We start from the raw sequence: 17,069 nt of genomic DNA on the forward strand, positions 1-17,069 counted from the left end.
GTTCATAAGTATATTAAATTTATAGTTTAAATAGTAATAAATATTGTATATTAAAAAATATAAATTTGTTATAGAAAAATTTAAAAGGTAGAACTCCATTAAAATATAGAAATCCTACCTTAATAGTATAAATTTTTATTACTTTCTTTATGAATTTCTAAAAAAAACCTTCAGTTAATTTAATTTTTAAAATTAAATATATATACTTTTAAGAGTAAGTGTAGCAGAGGATAATTTAGGAGCTTTATTCTTGCCATCTCCTGCAAATTTAATTTTATTTTCTCCTTTTTTTAAATCAAAAATAAATTCAGTTTTTCTAACTTCTCCAGGAATTAAAGAATAAATGCTTCCATTTTTTTTGGAGTTAATACTAATAGTAAGTGAAATAGGTTTTTTAGAATCATCAATACTAGCAAAATAAGTTATTATTAAAGAATACTCTCCATCATAATCTATATTTATAGTTACTGTAGAAGAACCATTAGATTTACCACCTAATTTATCCACCCAAGGAGTATCATCTAAGGAATCTAAATATACATATGCACCATTTTTAAGTTCTCCTAAAGCAACATTAAAATTAATAGCATTTTTTTCAAATGTCCATAAATTTAAATCATTAATTAAATAGAAATTTCCAAGAGTAAGACCTTCATTCTTTTCATCTCCATAAAATCTTAAAAAATTATCTCCTGTATTTAGAAAAGTCTTTATAGTAAAATTATTAAAATATCCGTTGGTTTCCAATAATTTAAACTTTTTATTTATTGAAATATTATTTATATCTAATAATAATAAATTATTATTATTACTACTTTTATATTGAAGCTGTAAAGTATACATATTAGAATTTGTTATATTTATTTTTATTGTTACTTCACCATTATTTTTTTCTCCAATATTACTTACCGTTTTAGATATATTATCTAAAGTAGCACCACCTTTTAAAGTACCATCAGATAAATAATAAAATTTTATAGCATTTTCTGTATTTAAAGCTAAAGTTATTTCACTTATCATAGGTCCAAGCAAATTATTTTTTCCATAAATTTTAATTTTATTATCACCAGTTTTTAAATTAATAGGTATGGTTACGGTATTAACAAAGGCTTTATGCATAAGATGTCCTGTTGAAGGAAAATAATAACTATTTTTTATAGGAACATCATTAATTTGGATTTTTAATTTTCTTTTAACATCTAAACTTAAATAATTTATATATAAATCATATAAGCCTCCTTGAGCTATAAATGTATTTATTACTATATATCCATTTTCTTCTCCCCCTAATCCTTCAATAAAACCAGTATCTTCATTAAGTTTTGCACCATTTAAAAAGAATAATCTTTTTAAGGAAAAATTTCTTACTAAATTATGAGTAGAAATAGAAAAGGAGTGTAATAAAATTTCAATATCATTAGCTTTTTTTAGCTTTCTAAAAAATACTAAATTTTCACCACTATTAAAATAAACTTCAAAGATTATAGATTTTGCATGAAAAGCATTTTCACTTTTAGTAGCTGGAAAATTAAAATTTTCTCCGAATACTGGGCTGTTTATAGCTATATTAAGGAAGTTTTTATCTTTTGATAAATATCTTAAGGTTAAATAATATTTTCCTTCTTTTTTCACCTTTACTTTTATATAAGCTGAACTAACATTTAATCCTCCCTTTAAAGAAATATATCCAACAGGTGAATCTAAAATTTTAGCATTTTTTAATTGAGCATTTAAAAAAGCATAAGTTGTAAGTTCTGGTGCTTTGTTTATATTTATTTTTCCTATACTAGGGGCTGCTTTGATTTTATCTCCATGAAATTTTATATAATTTTCACCTTTTTTTAACCAAACTGGAATAATAAAATTTTTAGAATATTCTTCTTTTAACTCTTCAGTTTTAGGCAAGGTATAAAAGTTACCTGTATCATCTCCATTAATTTCTATAAGCAAAACACTATTATCTATATTAACCAAATATTCTATAAATAAATTATAAAAATCTTCCTTATCTATAGTTACTTTTATTGTTACAGAACCTTCTTGTTTATTTCCTCCTAAATTATCTATGAATTTTTTTGAGAAACTAGATATTTTAGCACCATTTTCAATATCACCTTCACTAGCATAATATTCATCACTAGCAGTATTTACCATATCTAAAGACCTACTTAATCTAACTTTTCCTAAGTAAGCTACAGGATCTATTCCATTTCCACTAAACTCAATAAAATTTACTGATTTATTTAATGAAATTTTTGGTATAACAAATATTTTTATTTTATTGTAATCAGATATATTTTCAGTGTCTGGAATATAATAAGTAGTTTCAATAAACTTATTATTTACTTTTAATCTTAAAGGAGTTTTTCTATGAAATGGATTAATATATTGAATATTCAAATCATAAATACCTTCATTTTCCATTTGCACTATTAATAAGGCAGTACCATTGTTTTTTGTTCCTATATTTTTGACAAAGTTATTTTTTATATCTAAAAAAGCACTATTCTTAAGAACATCTTTACTAAAACTATAAGTATAAACAAAAGAACCTGTAAAAGCAGGCTTTATATTTAAACTATATATATCTGGAGCAGGATTTTTACCATTCCCTAAAAATTTAATAATATTATTTCCATAATCTAATACTATATTTTTACTATATGCAATAGTTGAAGATTGCACATTAGGAGTGTTATTTATATTTATAATATCAGTATTATTTATATTTATTAAAAGCTCCTTATCATCATTAGAAAGTATAAGATCTAAAGTATATTCTGCATATTCAAAAGCAAAATAATCTAATGCCAAGTTTCCTTCATTTTCTCCACCAATGGAAGTTATAACGCCAGTGGGAAGAAGTTTAGCATTATTATAAAGAAAAAACTCTGATTTTCTAAGATCTAATGGAGCATTTAACCGCAATGTAAAATCTCCTAAGTTAGGAGCAAGGTCACTAAAATAACCATAAAACTTTAAAATATTATCACCTGATTTAAGGTTTATAGTGGTTTTAAAAATTCCCCTATTTTCACCTAAAGTTTTACAAACTTTTTCGTTCTCTATTGAATTAACACTTATTTTAAAATTTCTATTTAAATAATAATAATTTATTTGAAGCACATATTCCCCTTCATCTTTAACAGTAACATTAAAGGTAACTTCTCCTTTATTTTCACCTCCAATAGCAGTTATAAATTTTTTATTTTTATCTAAAGTAGCAGAACCACTTAATTTTCCTTCTGTTACTTCATAAAAATCTTTTATTTCATTAATATTTTTAGTATTATCACCAATTAATGTAGTCTTAATGATTTTAAAAGTGGTTAAATTTGGAGCAAATTCTTTTCCATCTGCGTAAAACCTTAAAGTATTAATTCCAGAATTAAAATATATAAGAGTACTAAAAATCTTTTTAAAATCAGTAGTTAATCCACCTGTAGGAGATAGGAAATGAGTTATAGTACTATTATTTATACCATTTACATCTATTTTTAATGGTAAAGTAACTGTGGTTGCCACATATTCTAAATAAATTTTATAATGTCCATATACAGAAATATCAACTGAAACAGCTACTGCTCCATTTTGAGGGCCTCCTATACCTGAAACAAATTCATTATCTTTAAAAGGTTTAGCACTATTTTCAAATATTCCCTCAGTTAAATTTTGAGTTATAGGAGGAACTATTAAGTAAAAACTATCTAAATCTGGAGATAAATTTTTACCATCACCATGAAATTTTATAGAATTTATAGTTTTATTAAAATAAATAGGCAGAGTAAAAGTAGATGTTTCTAGAATATTTATTTTTTTACTTTGAGGTGTTTTATAGATAGTATTATTAGATTCTTCATTTATATCTATTTTAAAAGTAAGATTAGGTAATTTAGCCACATATTTAAGTTCCATATAATACAATATTAAATCTGATATTTCCAGTGAAAGAGTTACAGAACCATCATTTTCTCCCCCTAAAGCTGTTACTAAAAAAGTTTCTTTATTATATTTTGCTCCATTAGAATAAGTACCTGCTAAAGAAATATTTTCAAATATTATATCATTATAAAATGAAAAAGTCCTGTTAAACATAGGTATATTTTCTGTTTCATTAAAAATTAGGGTTATCATATTAAGATAAGGGGCTAAACTTTTACCATCACCATGAAATTTTATAATATTTATACCTGCATTTAATGGAGTTGAAATTTCAATAATCTTTGAATCCTTTAATGTCCAGCCTGGTGTTATAGGCACTTTATAAATTTTATCAAGTTCTTTTTCATTAACATTAATTTTTAAAGATCTATTATAATCAGCAGATACATAATAAATAGCTAAAGTATAAAGACCATATTTTTCTATATTTACACTTAAGGTTACAGAACCATCTTTTTCTCCTCCAAGGGAAGTTACAAATCCATTAGAATCCATCATAGCATCATTTTCTAAAATACCTTTAGAAAAATTATAGGTTTCTAATTCTAAAGTAGATGTTATTTTTACTGAGGGAGAAATTATATTATCTAACTCTAGACTTTCAGCTCTATTAGATTTAACTAAATAAAAGCCAAAAGGTACATTAGTAAAACTATATACTCCAAAGTTATTAGTTTGTGAAAATGCTACAGGAGTTTTTATGTTATTCTCTATTTTATAAAGAATAACATCAGCCTTAGAAATAAAATTTCCTAAAGCATCCGTTATAGTTCCTGATATAGAACCATCATTTAAATTTGAATTAAAATCTAAAGATTTATTAAAAGTATATATTTTTCTACTTTCTATAAAAATATTTTCTTCATAGCTCATACTAGAAAGAGAATGTATTAAAATTTTATATTTTGATGGTAAAAGTTCACTAAAGAAAAAAGTTCCTTGTTCATCGGAATATGTTATAGCAACTAACTCTTTAGAATTATTCTTTTCTTTATATAATGAAATTACAGCCCCTTTAAATAAATTATTATTCTTATCAGTTAAAGTACCACTTATAGCTCCAAATAATGTATTGGTATCATTATATAAAGTAAAATTTATAATTTTATTTTCACCAGTTCTTAATGTAAATGAAGAAGATTCCTTTACAACTTTCTCTGTTGCAGTAGCCAAAACCATATATAAGGTATTCTTAGGAATTACACTTATAATATATTTTCCATTTTCATCTGTTCTAGTGCTATCTATAGGCTCTAAATTAATGCTCATTAATTTAACTAGTGCATTTTTAATAGGATTATTAAATACATCCACTACTACTCCTGAAATAGAGCTGTGAACTTTTAACTCTTTTTCATTAACATGAAGAATAACATCTGCTTTTATATCTAAATTATCTGAAGAAATCTCTATGTTCTTTGATTTTCCTAAATTATAGCTATTACGCTTTATTTGCATATAAACCTCCTTAGAATTAAAACATTTAAGATATTTTATGAAATTATTCCCAATTAAGTGAAGATAACTACAAATTTAAATAGTATAAAAAATATTAGTTTATACTAATATTTTTTAATAAGTTTATAACATTTGTTTTTATTTTTGTAATTTAATTTACTATATAAAAAAGGTTGTCTATACTAAGACAACCTTTCCTTTTAAGTAAATTCATACCATTTACTTTGAGCTTCATACATTTCTTTATATTTTCCATCTTTTTTTATAATTTCTTCATGTGCCCCTACTTCTGTTATTTCACCAGCATCTAAAACCACAACCCTATCTGCTATTTTTACTGTACCCATTCTATGAGTAACTATAATAGCTGTTTTATCCTTAGAAATTTCTTTAAATTTATTAAATATTTTTCCTTCTTCAATAGGGTCAATAGCTGCTGTGGGTTCATCTAAAACAATTAGGTTATTAAAGTTATAAAGCCCTCTTGCTATGGCTATTCTTTGCCATTGACCACCGGACAAATCTATTCCTCCAAATTCTCTAGAAAGTAGAGTATCTAATCCTTCAGAAAAACATTCCCTATTTATATCTATTTCGACCTCATCTAAACAAGTTTTTATTTTTTTATCATCCACATTATCAATATTACTTATGGATACATTATCCCTTAGGTTAAATTTATATTTTTGAAATTTTTGAAAAACTGCTGAAGAGTTAGAAAATACAGATTTATGAGAAAGTTTTTTAGTATTATGTCCCTGCAAGAAAATATCTCCCTTACTAGGAAGGTATAAACCTAAAATTAACTTCATTAAAGTGCTTTTTCCTGCTCCATTTTCTCCTACTATAGCAATGGTTTCCTTTGGCTCTATTTTTAAACTTATATTTTTTATAATATCCTTTTCTGTACAAGGATATGAGAAAGAAACTTCCTTAAGCTCTATGGAGGGAGCTTGTAAAATCTCTACTTCTTCTCCCTTTCTTTCTTCTAAATCTAAAAAGTTCATAAGATTTTTAACAGCACCAAAATGAGTTGTTATTTGTCCTACTTCCATAGAAACAAGCTCCTCTGTTAAAGCAAATACCATTCCTATGGAAGATAATACTGCCCCAAAAGCACCAATAGAAATCTTTCCATCCATTAAACTAATAAATAGTAAATATAAAATTACTCCATAGCCAATAACCGTAATTGCCTTCATTAATAATTCTATGGAATTAGATTTCTTTTCAGCCTTCCATATTTTGTTATTTAAGTTTTCTAAAGAATTTCTATACTTTTTATTAAAGTAACCAAAGGCTCCTAAAAGTCTAGTTTCCTTAAAATACTCTCTATCTATAATACATTTTTCATAATAGTCAAATTCTCTTCTTATATTAGCTGATTCATTTTCTAACTTTGAAAAAACCTTAACCCTTATAAATTGATTTAAAATTACAGGTATAAACACACAAAATAGGGATACCACTAATATAGGATTAAGCTTATAAAGATATATTCCCATAAATACAAAGTAAGGAACATAGGTAGTTATAATCATTAAGGTATTAGTAACTAAAAATATTCCTCCCATAACTCCCTGATGTGCCTTGTTTATATGGTCTAAGGTTTCAGAACTTTCAAAGTTAATAGGTTCTATTTTACTAGCCTTTTTATTAACAAAATTAGTTATATATCCTGCTATCTTTTCAAATAAATAGTTGCCTAGTATATTAAGAGCAGCATTTATTACATTACCAAATATGGATATAAAAGCTAAAAATACCCCTGCTAATATAGCAACCTTTATAGAGCTAGTACCATTAAATAAATTAGTTGCTGCATCAAAAAAGCCTTGAACAGCAATAGTTTTACCAAATATAGAAATACTAACAAAAAAACCTAGAACTAAGCTTAATATAAACCTAAAAGGAGAGGCCTTAAAACACATAGGTAGCAATTTTTTAAATATTTTAAATGCGGACATATCCTTTTCTTTTTTTAACATGCGTACCACTCCCTCTGACTTTCATACATATTTGCATAAACTCCATTTAAATTCATTAAATGGTCGTGGGAACCAACTTCTACTAACTCACCATTTTCAAGAACAAAAATTTCATTAGCAAGCTTTGTTGATCCTAGTCTATGACTTATAAATATAGTGGTTTTATTCTTACTTATTCTTTCAAAGTTTTCATAAACCTTACTTTCACTAACAGGGTCTAAGGCAGAAGTAGGCTCGTCTAGTATTCTAAGATCTGCATCACTTACAATGGACCTTGCCATAGCTATTCTTTGCCATTGTCCTCCAGATAAATCCACTGAATCTTCCTTTAGCTTTCCAAGTTCTGTGTGTATTCCTTTTTCAAGGGAATCTATTTTATCCTTTATTTCAATAGTTTCAACAGCACCATCTATGGTTTTATCAAAGTATTCATCCATCATAGAATTAATATTTCCAAGGGCTATATTATCCTTTATGGATACAAAGTATCTTGCAAAATCCTGATATACCACAGAGGTTAACCCTTTAAGCTCTCCAGATGTGAAATCTTTTATACTTTTTCCATTAATTAAAATATCCCCAGTAAAATCCTTATATAAACCAGTTATAAGCTTAGTTACTGTAGTTTTACCAGAACCATTAGCTCCCACTATAGCATAATGTTTACCCTTTTCAATTTTAAAGGATAGATTTTTAAAAATATAATTTTCTGTCCCTGGATATTTAAAAGTAACATTTTTAAATTCTAAGGTTTCAAGAGTTAAACCACTTGAAGGTAAATCTAAGGAACCTTCTTCCTCCTTTAAAGCAAAGAATTCTCTAATCTCTTTAAAATATTCTCTCTTTTTAGATAATTCTTGAATTAAACTTGATAATTTCCAAGACATTTCATTAACTAAATCCATAACTCCATAACCAATAGATATAAATACACCTATGGTTAAAGTTCCATCAGCTAAAGGCTTTAAAAATATAAATAGAATTAATACAGCTAATAAAGAAGTAACAAGTCCTCCTATTCTAGCACTTATAATCCATTTTTTCACAACATTAAATTCAAGCATTCTAACCTTTTCAAATATTTTAAGCCATTTTTCACTTAAAGTATTACCATATTGAAATAAAGCTCTTTCATCTACAAATTCTCTACCAGCTAACATTAGACCTATATAATCAGATTTTCTTCTTTCTTCTGCGGCCTCCTTACTTACTTCGTAAATAGCTTTTCCACCTTTAATAGCTAAAATAAATAATGGAACAGAGACTGTTAAAATAAGGGTAGCTGCCCACCAAGAATAGTAAAATAACACTGATAAAAGACTTAATACCCTTACAATTAAAGCTATCATATTTAAAAATGAATTATAGGTATCCTTTATTTGTATTTCTGGTTCCTTTGAAATTCTAAATATAATATTCCAGCTTTTTTCATTTTCAATATAGCTATAATTTAACTTAGCTATTTTCTCTACTAAAGCCACCCTATAATTTTTCTTTAGCTTAAGTTCTAGCCGTACATTAACAAAACCTATAATCTTCTCTAAAAGCATATTTAAAGCTACCACTGTTACTAAAGCTATAATAGGTAAATAAATTTCATTATATGTAGCTTTATTTTCTGCTATGGCTAAGGCTTTATTTAAAAAGGATGCTATAGCAAGCATCTCTAATGTTGGAGCTATACCCATAAATATCTTTTGAGCTACTAGTAAAAAAGATTCCAAAAAGGCACATTTAAAAGGTATAATTATAATATCTTTTAAAAATACACAAACACCTCTCATATTTTTCCCCCTTATTTAATTGTATAAAATTTATATATTTAAATTATACCTTAATTAGAAAAAAAAACCATTAAAAATCTTCTAATTTTATATTTAAAAACAAGGTATATAAACTCTAACTTCTTAATATAAGTTTTATTTATTTCTCTTTTATTTATTAGCAAAATATCTTTGTCGCTTCATTTTAATATATAAATGTCTTATCATTATTAACTAGATTTATATAAATGTCATATCACAACAATAATTTACATATAATAACCAAATTAAGCATATAAATACTTTTAAATTCATATTCATAAAAGTTAAATTAAGTAAAATATTTAATTTTTTCCACTACAAAAAAGCTTTATTAAAAAATTTTTTAAAAAGCCTAATATTAAAAAATATTAAATTTTAAAGAGAAATCATTATTCCCAACCTAATAATTGTTTCTCTAATTTATCATAATCGTATTCTCTTTGAGAATAATTAGTAAATTGTAGTTTTTTATTGTCTTTATTAAAGCTTTTACCACTACTTTTTTTCTTGCTATGTTTTTCTTTAAGTTCATTTATTTTTTCATTTAAATTATTTTGCTTTTCAACCATAACTTTTCTTAAAACAGTGTAAATATTAGTTAACTTTTTTCCACGTCTTTTAATAGAAATTAGCTTTGCATCTACTAATTCCTTTAAATATCTTTGTATAGTTCTTACACAAACTCCCATTTCATTGGCTAAAGTTTCCTGAGAATAAAACATTTCAGTACCTTTATAGCACTTACTTTGTATAAGATAATTAAGCTTAAAAGCTCCATTAGATATGTTCTTATTTAGACAATCATCATATATAGCTGTATATGATACATTATTTCTCTTTCTTTGCTCTTTAGATATGTTTATAGATTTTCTTTTATACTTACTCATTTGTTAAACTTTCCTTTCATCCGTCAAATAAAAAAGCCTCTATATAGAATTAATCCTAAAAAGATTAAAAAACTCTAGAGACCTATTGACAACTGAAAGTATATTCTTTATACTATATACATAAATTATATATAGTCATTTAAGTTCTCAACGATTCTAGATACTTTGGATATCTACGTAGTCGGGTTATATAAGTGTTGCGAGCACTTATATAACTGAGGGCTTTTATTTTTTTGTTTTATTATGTTTTTTATTATAATATAAATTTTTCCTTATTACAAACTTTTTTTGAAGAATAATATAATAATTTTTTTCTTTTTTAATGTTATAATATAAATATCTTAATATTAAATATTGTAGAGGTGACATATGGAAAATTTAAAAGATATTAGATGGAAACAAAGATTTGAAAATTTCTCTAAATCTTACAAATTGTTAAAAAAATATTCAAACGGTCCTATAAAAACAGAACTTGAAATAGCAGGCATAATTCAGTTATTTGAAATAAGTTTTGAATTATCATGGAAAGTTTTAAAAGATTATTTAGAAGCTGATGGATATATAGTTAAGAGTCCAAGAGAAACTATTAAACAAGCTTTTCAAAATGAAATAATAGAAAATGGGCATGTTTGGATAGATGCTTTATCTAGTAGAAATTTAACCACTCATACTTATGATCAGGAATTAGCTAATAAAATGTTAAAAGAAATTATAGAAACATATATTCCTGAAATAGATAAATTACATGAAAAATTATTAAAGGAAGTTTAAATATGTTTGGCTTATTAGAGAGAGATATACACTACATAAACAAAGCATTATCAAAATTTAATGAAATAGAAAAGGTAATCTTATTTGGAAGTCGTGCCATAGGAAATTATAAATCTGGTTCAGATATAGACATAGCTTTAATTGGTACTAAGGTAACAGAGAAAACTTTAATTAAACTAGAAGATTATTTAAATGAAATATATCCTATTCCATATTTTTTTGATATATTAATTTATAAAAATATTCAAAATAAAAATCTTAAAAATCATATTGATGAAAAAGGTAAAGTATTATATGAAAAAGTAATTATCTAAAATATTTTTGTTAAATTTCCTTGTATATTAAAGAAAATTATGTATAATTTAAGGTATATTTTGTAAATAAAAGGGGTATGAAGATATTTATGGAAAATTTAGAAAAAATAAAAGGTTTTTTAGATTTTATAAAGTCTAATAAAGATAATGAGGAATTGGTTAATGATACCACCAAACAAATAATAAATGAAATAACTTTAAGTACAGAACATAGACTTAAATTAGAAAAAGATTTAAAAGAAAAAAATAAAGAAATTTGTGAGTTAAAAGATGTAGTAAAATCTTCTCAGTTAAAAATTAAAGAATTAGAAGAGCAGGTTTTAGTTTGTCCAAATATACAAGAAGAATCTAATAAATTAGATCTTGATGAAATAAAAGGATTATTAGAAACATTAGCTCAGCAACAATGTAATTTAAGCATTAGTTTTCAAGGGTTAAAAGAAGTTAGCTGTAAGCAAGCAGAAAATTCAAGAGAAAGCATAAAGGTTTTAAAGGATAATATTAATCTTATAAATAAGGTATCTAAACAAAATGCAGAAACTAATAAAAAATTAAGAAAAGTTGATGAGCAAAATATTACTCTTACTGAAAAGATTGAATATTCAGTAGAGCAAATGGAATTTAATAATAAAAATATAATTGAAACAGTTACAGAAATGATTTCTAGAAATACTGAAGATTCTTCTGAATTAAAAGAAACTATTATAATGGATGTTAATGAAATAAAAGAAAATCTTATAAAAGAAAATCAAAATTTATTAAATAGTAAAACTGAAGAATTTAATAATCATAATAAAGAAAGAGAAAAAATCATAAAAGAACTATATGCTAATAGTGAAGAAAAATACTTAGAAATAGATAAAAAAATAAATAAACATGGTAACAGAATAACTAATTTAGAAGATGATAATAATACTTTAAATAAATTTTTTACTAAAATGAAAGGTGTATTTCATAATGACTAAATAATACTATAAATATAATATATTAGTCTTTTAACATAAGAGGAAATATCTTGTTGAAAATATTTCCTTTTATATTTATTAGATGTATTTGTTTCTCATAAAATTTTTTATAGATTTTACTAAACTCTACTCTTCTTTTAAAGTAGCTACTTGTCCAATTTATAATGATTTTTCAAAAGCTATTCTTTTACTTTCATCTTCTAAATAAACTACTCCACAATATTTAAAATTATTTTTCTTAAGAAAATTTTGCATAATTATATTATCTTCATGGGTATCCACTTTAATACTATTAACATTTTTATTACCACAAAGCTTTTCTATATACTTAATAATTTTGGTGGATAAACCTAATGCTTTATAATCATTATGAACAGCAATTCTATGAATAACTACATAATCATCATTACTAATCCATTGTCCCTCATAAATGGATTCATAGGATTTATCATCCTCAAATATAACTGCTACTGTAGCTATAACCTTATTATCTTTTAATAATACATAATTATATCCATTAACAATATCATTACTTATTGTTTCAATATTAGGATAATTATTTTGCCATTGGTCTATTCCTTGCTCTTTTAAAGAGTTTTGAGCTTGTTTAATAATCTCTAATATACTTTCAATATCTGATTTTACTGCTTTTCTAAACTCCATAATTTCCCCCTTATTAGTTCCATATGTATATGATTTTTTACTTATTTATTTATTAATTAATTTATTACTTTATTTAAATTAATAAAACTTCACTTATCTTAATTATTCATATATTTCCTATTAAATGCAATAATTTTTTTAAATTTAATTTTATTTTTGTAAAATAAAAACTTCAAAGGAGCAATTTTCTTTTACTCCCTTGAAGTAATAATTAACTTAAATTATTTCTTTTTAGTTCTTCCATTAATAGCAACTGGTCTTGATAATAAATCATTTTTTCCCTTTGCCACAACTTTAAGTCCATATAAAGTATTTGATTTAAGATTTGAAACAGTATATATTTTTTCATCTCCTGATATAGTATCTATTTTAACTCCATCTAAATATACAATGTATTCTTTAATTTCAATGTTTTCTGGTTCCTTCCATGAAATTGTTATACTATCTGAAGTTGCATTATCTAATGATAAATTTCTTGGTTTATTTGGCTTAATAGTTGGATCAGGTATTATATCTGGAATTAACTCTCCTTTTAAAGTTATGATTTCATTTATACTTGGAGCTATTCCATTATTATCCCATGAAATTTTAATATCTAATATTTTATTTGAATGACCTTCATTAACTAAGTTTTGCAAACTTATATTATTAAATGCCTTATCTAAAACTCCTACTTCAACCCATTTATTATTCTCTGTTCTAACACTTACCTTTCCATTAGAAATAGCATTACTATCTTGTAGTATATGAATATTTTTTATTGGTTCTATGGATGTAATTTTGTAGTTAATATAATCGCCTGCAATTGCTTCTCTACTAGAAATAAAAGCTGTATCTAGTTTACCATCAGCTAATTTAGATAAATCACCTTCAAAGGTTCCATCTATAGCAGATACCACATCATCTTTTACCGTTTCATTAAAAGTAATTTCATGAATTTTGCTCCATATATCGCTTTCACCTGTCATTCTTAATCTTATATATCTATATTCAGCTCCATTACCATTTCCTTTAATAGTATGATACTTACTTCTTTCATCAACTTCTTTATTTTGAGGAATTGATGAGAAATCATTTATTACCTTCCATGTTTCCCCATCTAAAGAAACCTCTAATACTCCTGATTTCACGAAATCATTTTTATCTGAATATATTGTTATATCATGTAATTCTATAGCTTTACCTAAATCTACTTCATAGTAATCTCCTACTTTTTGTTCAGTTGTCCATAATGAAGTTTCCATATTATTATCTACTAAATTACTAGCAGTTCCTGAATGTATAGGTGCATTAGTATTCGCTGTTGCTATTACTTTTGTAGGAAAACCTATTAAAAATTCTTCTAAACTTCCCTTTAAGCTTTCATCTCCCACATTTATAGCTCTAACATATTTAGCTACCACATTTTTACTTATTTCTAAAACTCCATTATTTATGGTAGTATCTAAATCATTCCATTCTAATCCATTTATAGAATACTGAAGCTTTAGATTTTCTAAACTTCCCTCAGTTAAATTCATATTTAATCTAAAGTTTTCTAATTTACTTAGTTTTGATAATTGAAAACCTAAATACTCCCCTGAATCCACAGTTAAATCTTCTATGGTTGGATAATAAATAGTACCTGCTTCATCATCCTTTATTACCTTTAAAGCCTTTAACTCTTCTATATTAGTATTTATAGATGTTCCACCACCATTACTAATGCTAAATTCTCTTACGGCTGTCCAAAGGTCTGGTTTACCCCCTGGTATTCCAGCATAAGTAGCTCTATATCTCACATATCTAGCTTGTATATCTAAATTATTCTCTTCAATTTTAATTCCAGTTCTTTCTCCCCCTATAGCAATCCAAGTTTCACCATCTATAGAATATTCTAATATACCTTTATGGAATCTATCATGGTCATTATCATTTCTTCCTTGTACTATTTTTACTTCTGTAATTGGAACAATTTTGCCTAAATCTACCCCATAATAATCACCAACTTCTAATAATTCTTGAGCATAATAATAAGTAGATTCATCTCCATCCACCATATTATTTATATTATTTTGACTACTAAAAGAAGTTATAGGACTTAGTTCATATTTTGTTACATCTTCAAAATACACTAAATCTGTATACATTTTTTCAGACTCTTTAAACATTTCCTTAACAAATGGAGTTACTGCATTACTTGCTACTTTAACTCCTGGTTGTGGCTGATCTTGCCTATTTTCACTATCTATTCTTTTCATTTCATCTAAAGCAATCTTAGCCTTTGAATAACTCTCCCACCATCCATTATAATCATCAGATTTTAATGCAATTATGGAATTAATTATATTTTCTCCTGCAATACCAAGTTGTTCAAAAGATTGAAGCCATAGTTCTATTTCACTTATTAAGCCTTCATTTTTACAATTATCTAAAATATTTCTTCCTGCTTTTTTTATTGCCTTAAATTCTTCTATTAATCTATCTGCTGAATCCTTTAAATTTCCTTCATTAGTTAAAGCTTCTCTAAACTTACCTATCACTGGTTTTAAATGTTCTGATTCATTTCTTCTATATTGATGATAGTCTGTATAAGCATCTGCATTATGAATAGCAAAAACCTTAAAATCTTCCTTAACTTCTGGTACTAAAGCCTCTATAGCGTTTATCCAACTTTCAGTGGAATTATAAGCATCCACATTCCATGAGTAATTAAATACACTATATAAACCAAACTTAGATGCTTGTGCATGATTCATAGGGTTTGAAACAAAACCTGAAGCATTATCCACATCATTAGCAAGACCATAAGCTTCACCTAGCAATAATCTATCTCTACAATAATCATTTACTGGGAAGTTCCACCAAACATATACATCTCTTTTAACTCTATTATTTACCCACTCTAAACATGCTTTATTTATGTCTGACATAACTTTATCCCCAGTCCACATAATTTGTACATCTTTACTTAACTTTTCACCTAATATATCTAGGTATGTTCCTGGATTATGGTTTGCCCACCACTTATTATATTCCGTTGGACACATTATTAAAGGTGCTACATCTCCTTTACTTTTAACTAAATCTTCATTAAGTCTATTTAAAAATTCAGCTTGCTTATTTGCATCTGTTCCTGGTCCTGAAATATCATCAAAAAATACAGCAAAAGCTCTTACACCTAAATCATACATTAAATTGCATTTGTTTAATAAGGCCTGATAATCTTCCTCTGTAAAGGTAATACTTCCACCAGGATGTATAGCCCAAACAAAATCCACATTATTTTTATTTGAAGTTTCCACTAAATCCTTTATTTTATTAGCTTCTGCTTCTGGATATGGATCTCTCCATTTATTTTTATGATAAGGATCATCCTTAGGTCCATAAATATAAGTATTCATCTTATACTCTCCACCTAAATCTATTAGGCTTTTCCTATTATCATGGGACCATTGATCACCATAAAAACCTTCCACAATTCCTCTAAACCCAATTTCTGCAAAATCACTTATTTTTACCTCTGGCACCTTTACTGAATTTTCCTTTTGCAATAATTGCTTTAATGTAGCTACTCCATAATAGGTTCCGTCATTATCCGTTCCAGCAATTACTATGGCACCATTTTCTCCATTTTCATCATCATTTGAAGTATATAAAACATAACCTTCCTTTTTAGTTAAAGCCTCATCATTAGTTAAATTTAAAGCCTCTACTATTTCCTTTATATTCTCATCAGCTTCATTCCCAGATGTTTCTCCTAAAACTATAGTAGTATTTTCAGAATTAAACTCTGAGGAAATATTAATACCATTTCCTTGTAATAACTCTTTTAAAAAATTAACAGCTGTTTCATTAGCACTTTCCTCTCCTACTATATTTACTGTATCTGTTAATTTAAAACCATCACCTATTTCTTGAAGGTTTTGTACTACAGGATTTAAATAAGGAACTGTAACTTTAACGTTTTCATTAGAGGTGGCTAAAACTTTAGCATTAATTGGTATTAAACTAAAAACAAACATAGTGCTAATAATAGAGGCTAAAAACTTCTTAGATCTTTTTAACATAGACTTTCTCTCCCCTTAAATTAAATTTTAAATTACTTTCTCAAATTTAATTTAACATATATTGTGCTATTTTACAATATATGTTAAATAGCTTTTACTTTATCTAAACAAAAGAAACATTATAACAATATACTATTTATAATATAAATTATTTAGGAAAAAATCTGCTTCCCAGACCGCCTTTGCCACTTTATTAAAGTTATCTACAAATTTAAAAAATTATAATT

The 17,069-nt window shown here is 25.7% G+C and carries 9 protein-coding genes; 3 read left to right on the forward strand and 6 right to left on the reverse strand.

What is annotated here, in order from left to right; translation table 11 throughout:
• Nucleotides 1-192: 192 nt before the first annotated feature.
• The 4 genes from GBZ86_RS05435 to GBZ86_RS17045 form a co-directional block, all read right to left on the reverse strand.
• A complete protein-coding gene (locus GBZ86_RS05435) occupies nt 193-5,400 on the reverse strand; it encodes a carboxypeptidase regulatory-like domain-containing protein (protein WP_152888517.1) in 5,208 nt (1,735 codons plus the stop codon).
• A 200-nt stretch (nt 5,401-5,600) separates the two neighbouring features.
• Nucleotides 5,601-7,388: an ABC transporter ATP-binding protein gene (locus GBZ86_RS05440; RefSeq protein WP_152888519.1), complete on the reverse strand. Its 1,788-nt coding sequence runs from the start codon at nt 7,386-7,388 to the stop codon at nt 5,601-5,603.
• Complete coding sequence (locus tag GBZ86_RS05445) at nt 7,382-9,172, reverse strand: ABC transporter ATP-binding protein (protein ID WP_234885117.1); 1,791 nt, start codon at nt 9,170-9,172, stop codon at nt 7,382-7,384. Before GBZ86_RS05445 ends, GBZ86_RS05440 begins: the two co-directional genes overlap by 7 nt.
• A gap of 410 nt (nt 9,173-9,582) precedes the next feature.
• Entirely contained in the window at nt 9,583-10,080 is a 498-nt protein-coding gene (locus GBZ86_RS17045; protein WP_170272166.1) for a helix-turn-helix domain-containing protein, read from the reverse strand.
• Between the two features lie 369 nt (nt 10,081-10,449).
• Between GBZ86_RS17045 and GBZ86_RS05455 the strand changes: the two genes are divergently transcribed.
• The 3 genes from GBZ86_RS05455 to GBZ86_RS05465 all read left to right on the forward strand — a co-directional run bounded on the left by GBZ86_RS05455 (nt 10,450) and on the right by GBZ86_RS05465 (nt 12,130).
• The gene (locus tag GBZ86_RS05455) at nt 10,450-10,851 is read left to right on the forward strand and encodes a nucleotidyltransferase substrate binding protein (protein WP_152888521.1); all 402 of its coding nucleotides are present in this window, start codon (nt 10,450-10,452) and stop codon (nt 10,849-10,851) included.
• A gap of 2 nt (nt 10,852-10,853) precedes the next feature.
• Nucleotides 10,854-11,165 carry a nucleotidyltransferase family protein gene (locus tag GBZ86_RS05460; RefSeq protein ID WP_152888523.1) on the forward strand — a complete coding sequence of 104 codons (312 nt, stop codon included), beginning with the start codon at nt 10,854-10,856 and terminating at the stop codon, nt 11,163-11,165.
• A gap of 77 nt (nt 11,166-11,242) precedes the next feature.
• Nucleotides 11,243-12,130, forward strand: a complete 888-nt coding sequence (locus GBZ86_RS05465) for a coiled-coil domain-containing protein (protein WP_152888525.1) — start codon at nt 11,243-11,245, stop codon at nt 12,128-12,130.
• 159 nt (nt 12,131-12,289) lie between these two features.
• Here the strand turns inward: GBZ86_RS05465 and GBZ86_RS05470 are convergent, their stop codons facing one another.
• Together GBZ86_RS05470 and GBZ86_RS05475 are read right to left on the reverse strand one after the other, a co-directional pair.
• A complete protein-coding gene (locus tag GBZ86_RS05470; RefSeq protein ID WP_152888527.1) occupies nt 12,290-12,793 on the reverse strand; it encodes a GNAT family N-acetyltransferase in 504 nt (167 codons plus the stop codon).
• Nucleotides 12,794-13,014: 221 nt separating this feature from the next.
• Nucleotides 13,015-16,842, reverse strand: coding sequence for a beta-N-acetylglucosaminidase domain-containing protein (locus tag GBZ86_RS05475; protein ID WP_152888529.1), 3,828 nt, complete (start codon nt 16,840-16,842; stop codon nt 13,015-13,017).
• Between the last annotated feature and the right edge of the window lie 227 nt (nt 16,843-17,069).

Origin of the sequence: Clostridium tarantellae (assembly GCF_009295725.1) — a bacterium.
GTDB lineage: Bacteria > Bacillota > Clostridia > Clostridiales > Clostridiaceae > Sarcina > Sarcina tarantellae.

What these genes read in the sequence shown, in the direction of transcription:
- GBZ86_RS05435 (WP_152888517.1), bottom strand. Translation starts at nt 5,400, where the DNA reads ATGCAAATAAAGCGTAATAGCTATAATTTAGGAAAATCAAAGAACATA.
- GBZ86_RS05440 (WP_152888519.1), bottom strand. Translation starts at nt 7,388, where the DNA reads ATGTTAAAAAAAGAAAAGGATATGTCCGCATTTAAAATATTTAAAAAA.
- GBZ86_RS05445 (WP_234885117.1), bottom strand. Translation starts at nt 9,172, where the DNA reads ATGAGAGGTGTTTGTGTATTTTTAAAAGATATTATAATTATACCTTTT.
- GBZ86_RS17045 (WP_170272166.1), bottom strand. Translation starts at nt 10,080, where the DNA reads ATGAGTAAGTATAAAAGAAAATCTATAAACATATCTAAAGAGCAAAGA.
- GBZ86_RS05455 (WP_152888521.1), top strand. Translation starts at nt 10,450, where the DNA reads ATGGAAAATTTAAAAGATATTAGATGGAAACAAAGATTTGAAAATTTC.
- GBZ86_RS05460 (WP_152888523.1), top strand. Translation starts at nt 10,854, where the DNA reads ATGTTTGGCTTATTAGAGAGAGATATACACTACATAAACAAAGCATTA.
- GBZ86_RS05465 (WP_152888525.1), top strand. Translation starts at nt 11,243, where the DNA reads ATGAAGATATTTATGGAAAATTTAGAAAAAATAAAAGGTTTTTTAGAT.
- GBZ86_RS05470 (WP_152888527.1), bottom strand. Translation starts at nt 12,793, where the DNA reads ATGGAGTTTAGAAAAGCAGTAAAATCAGATATTGAAAGTATATTAGAG.
- GBZ86_RS05475 (WP_152888529.1), bottom strand. Translation starts at nt 16,842, where the DNA reads ATGTTAAAAAGATCTAAGAAGTTTTTAGCCTCTATTATTAGCACTATG.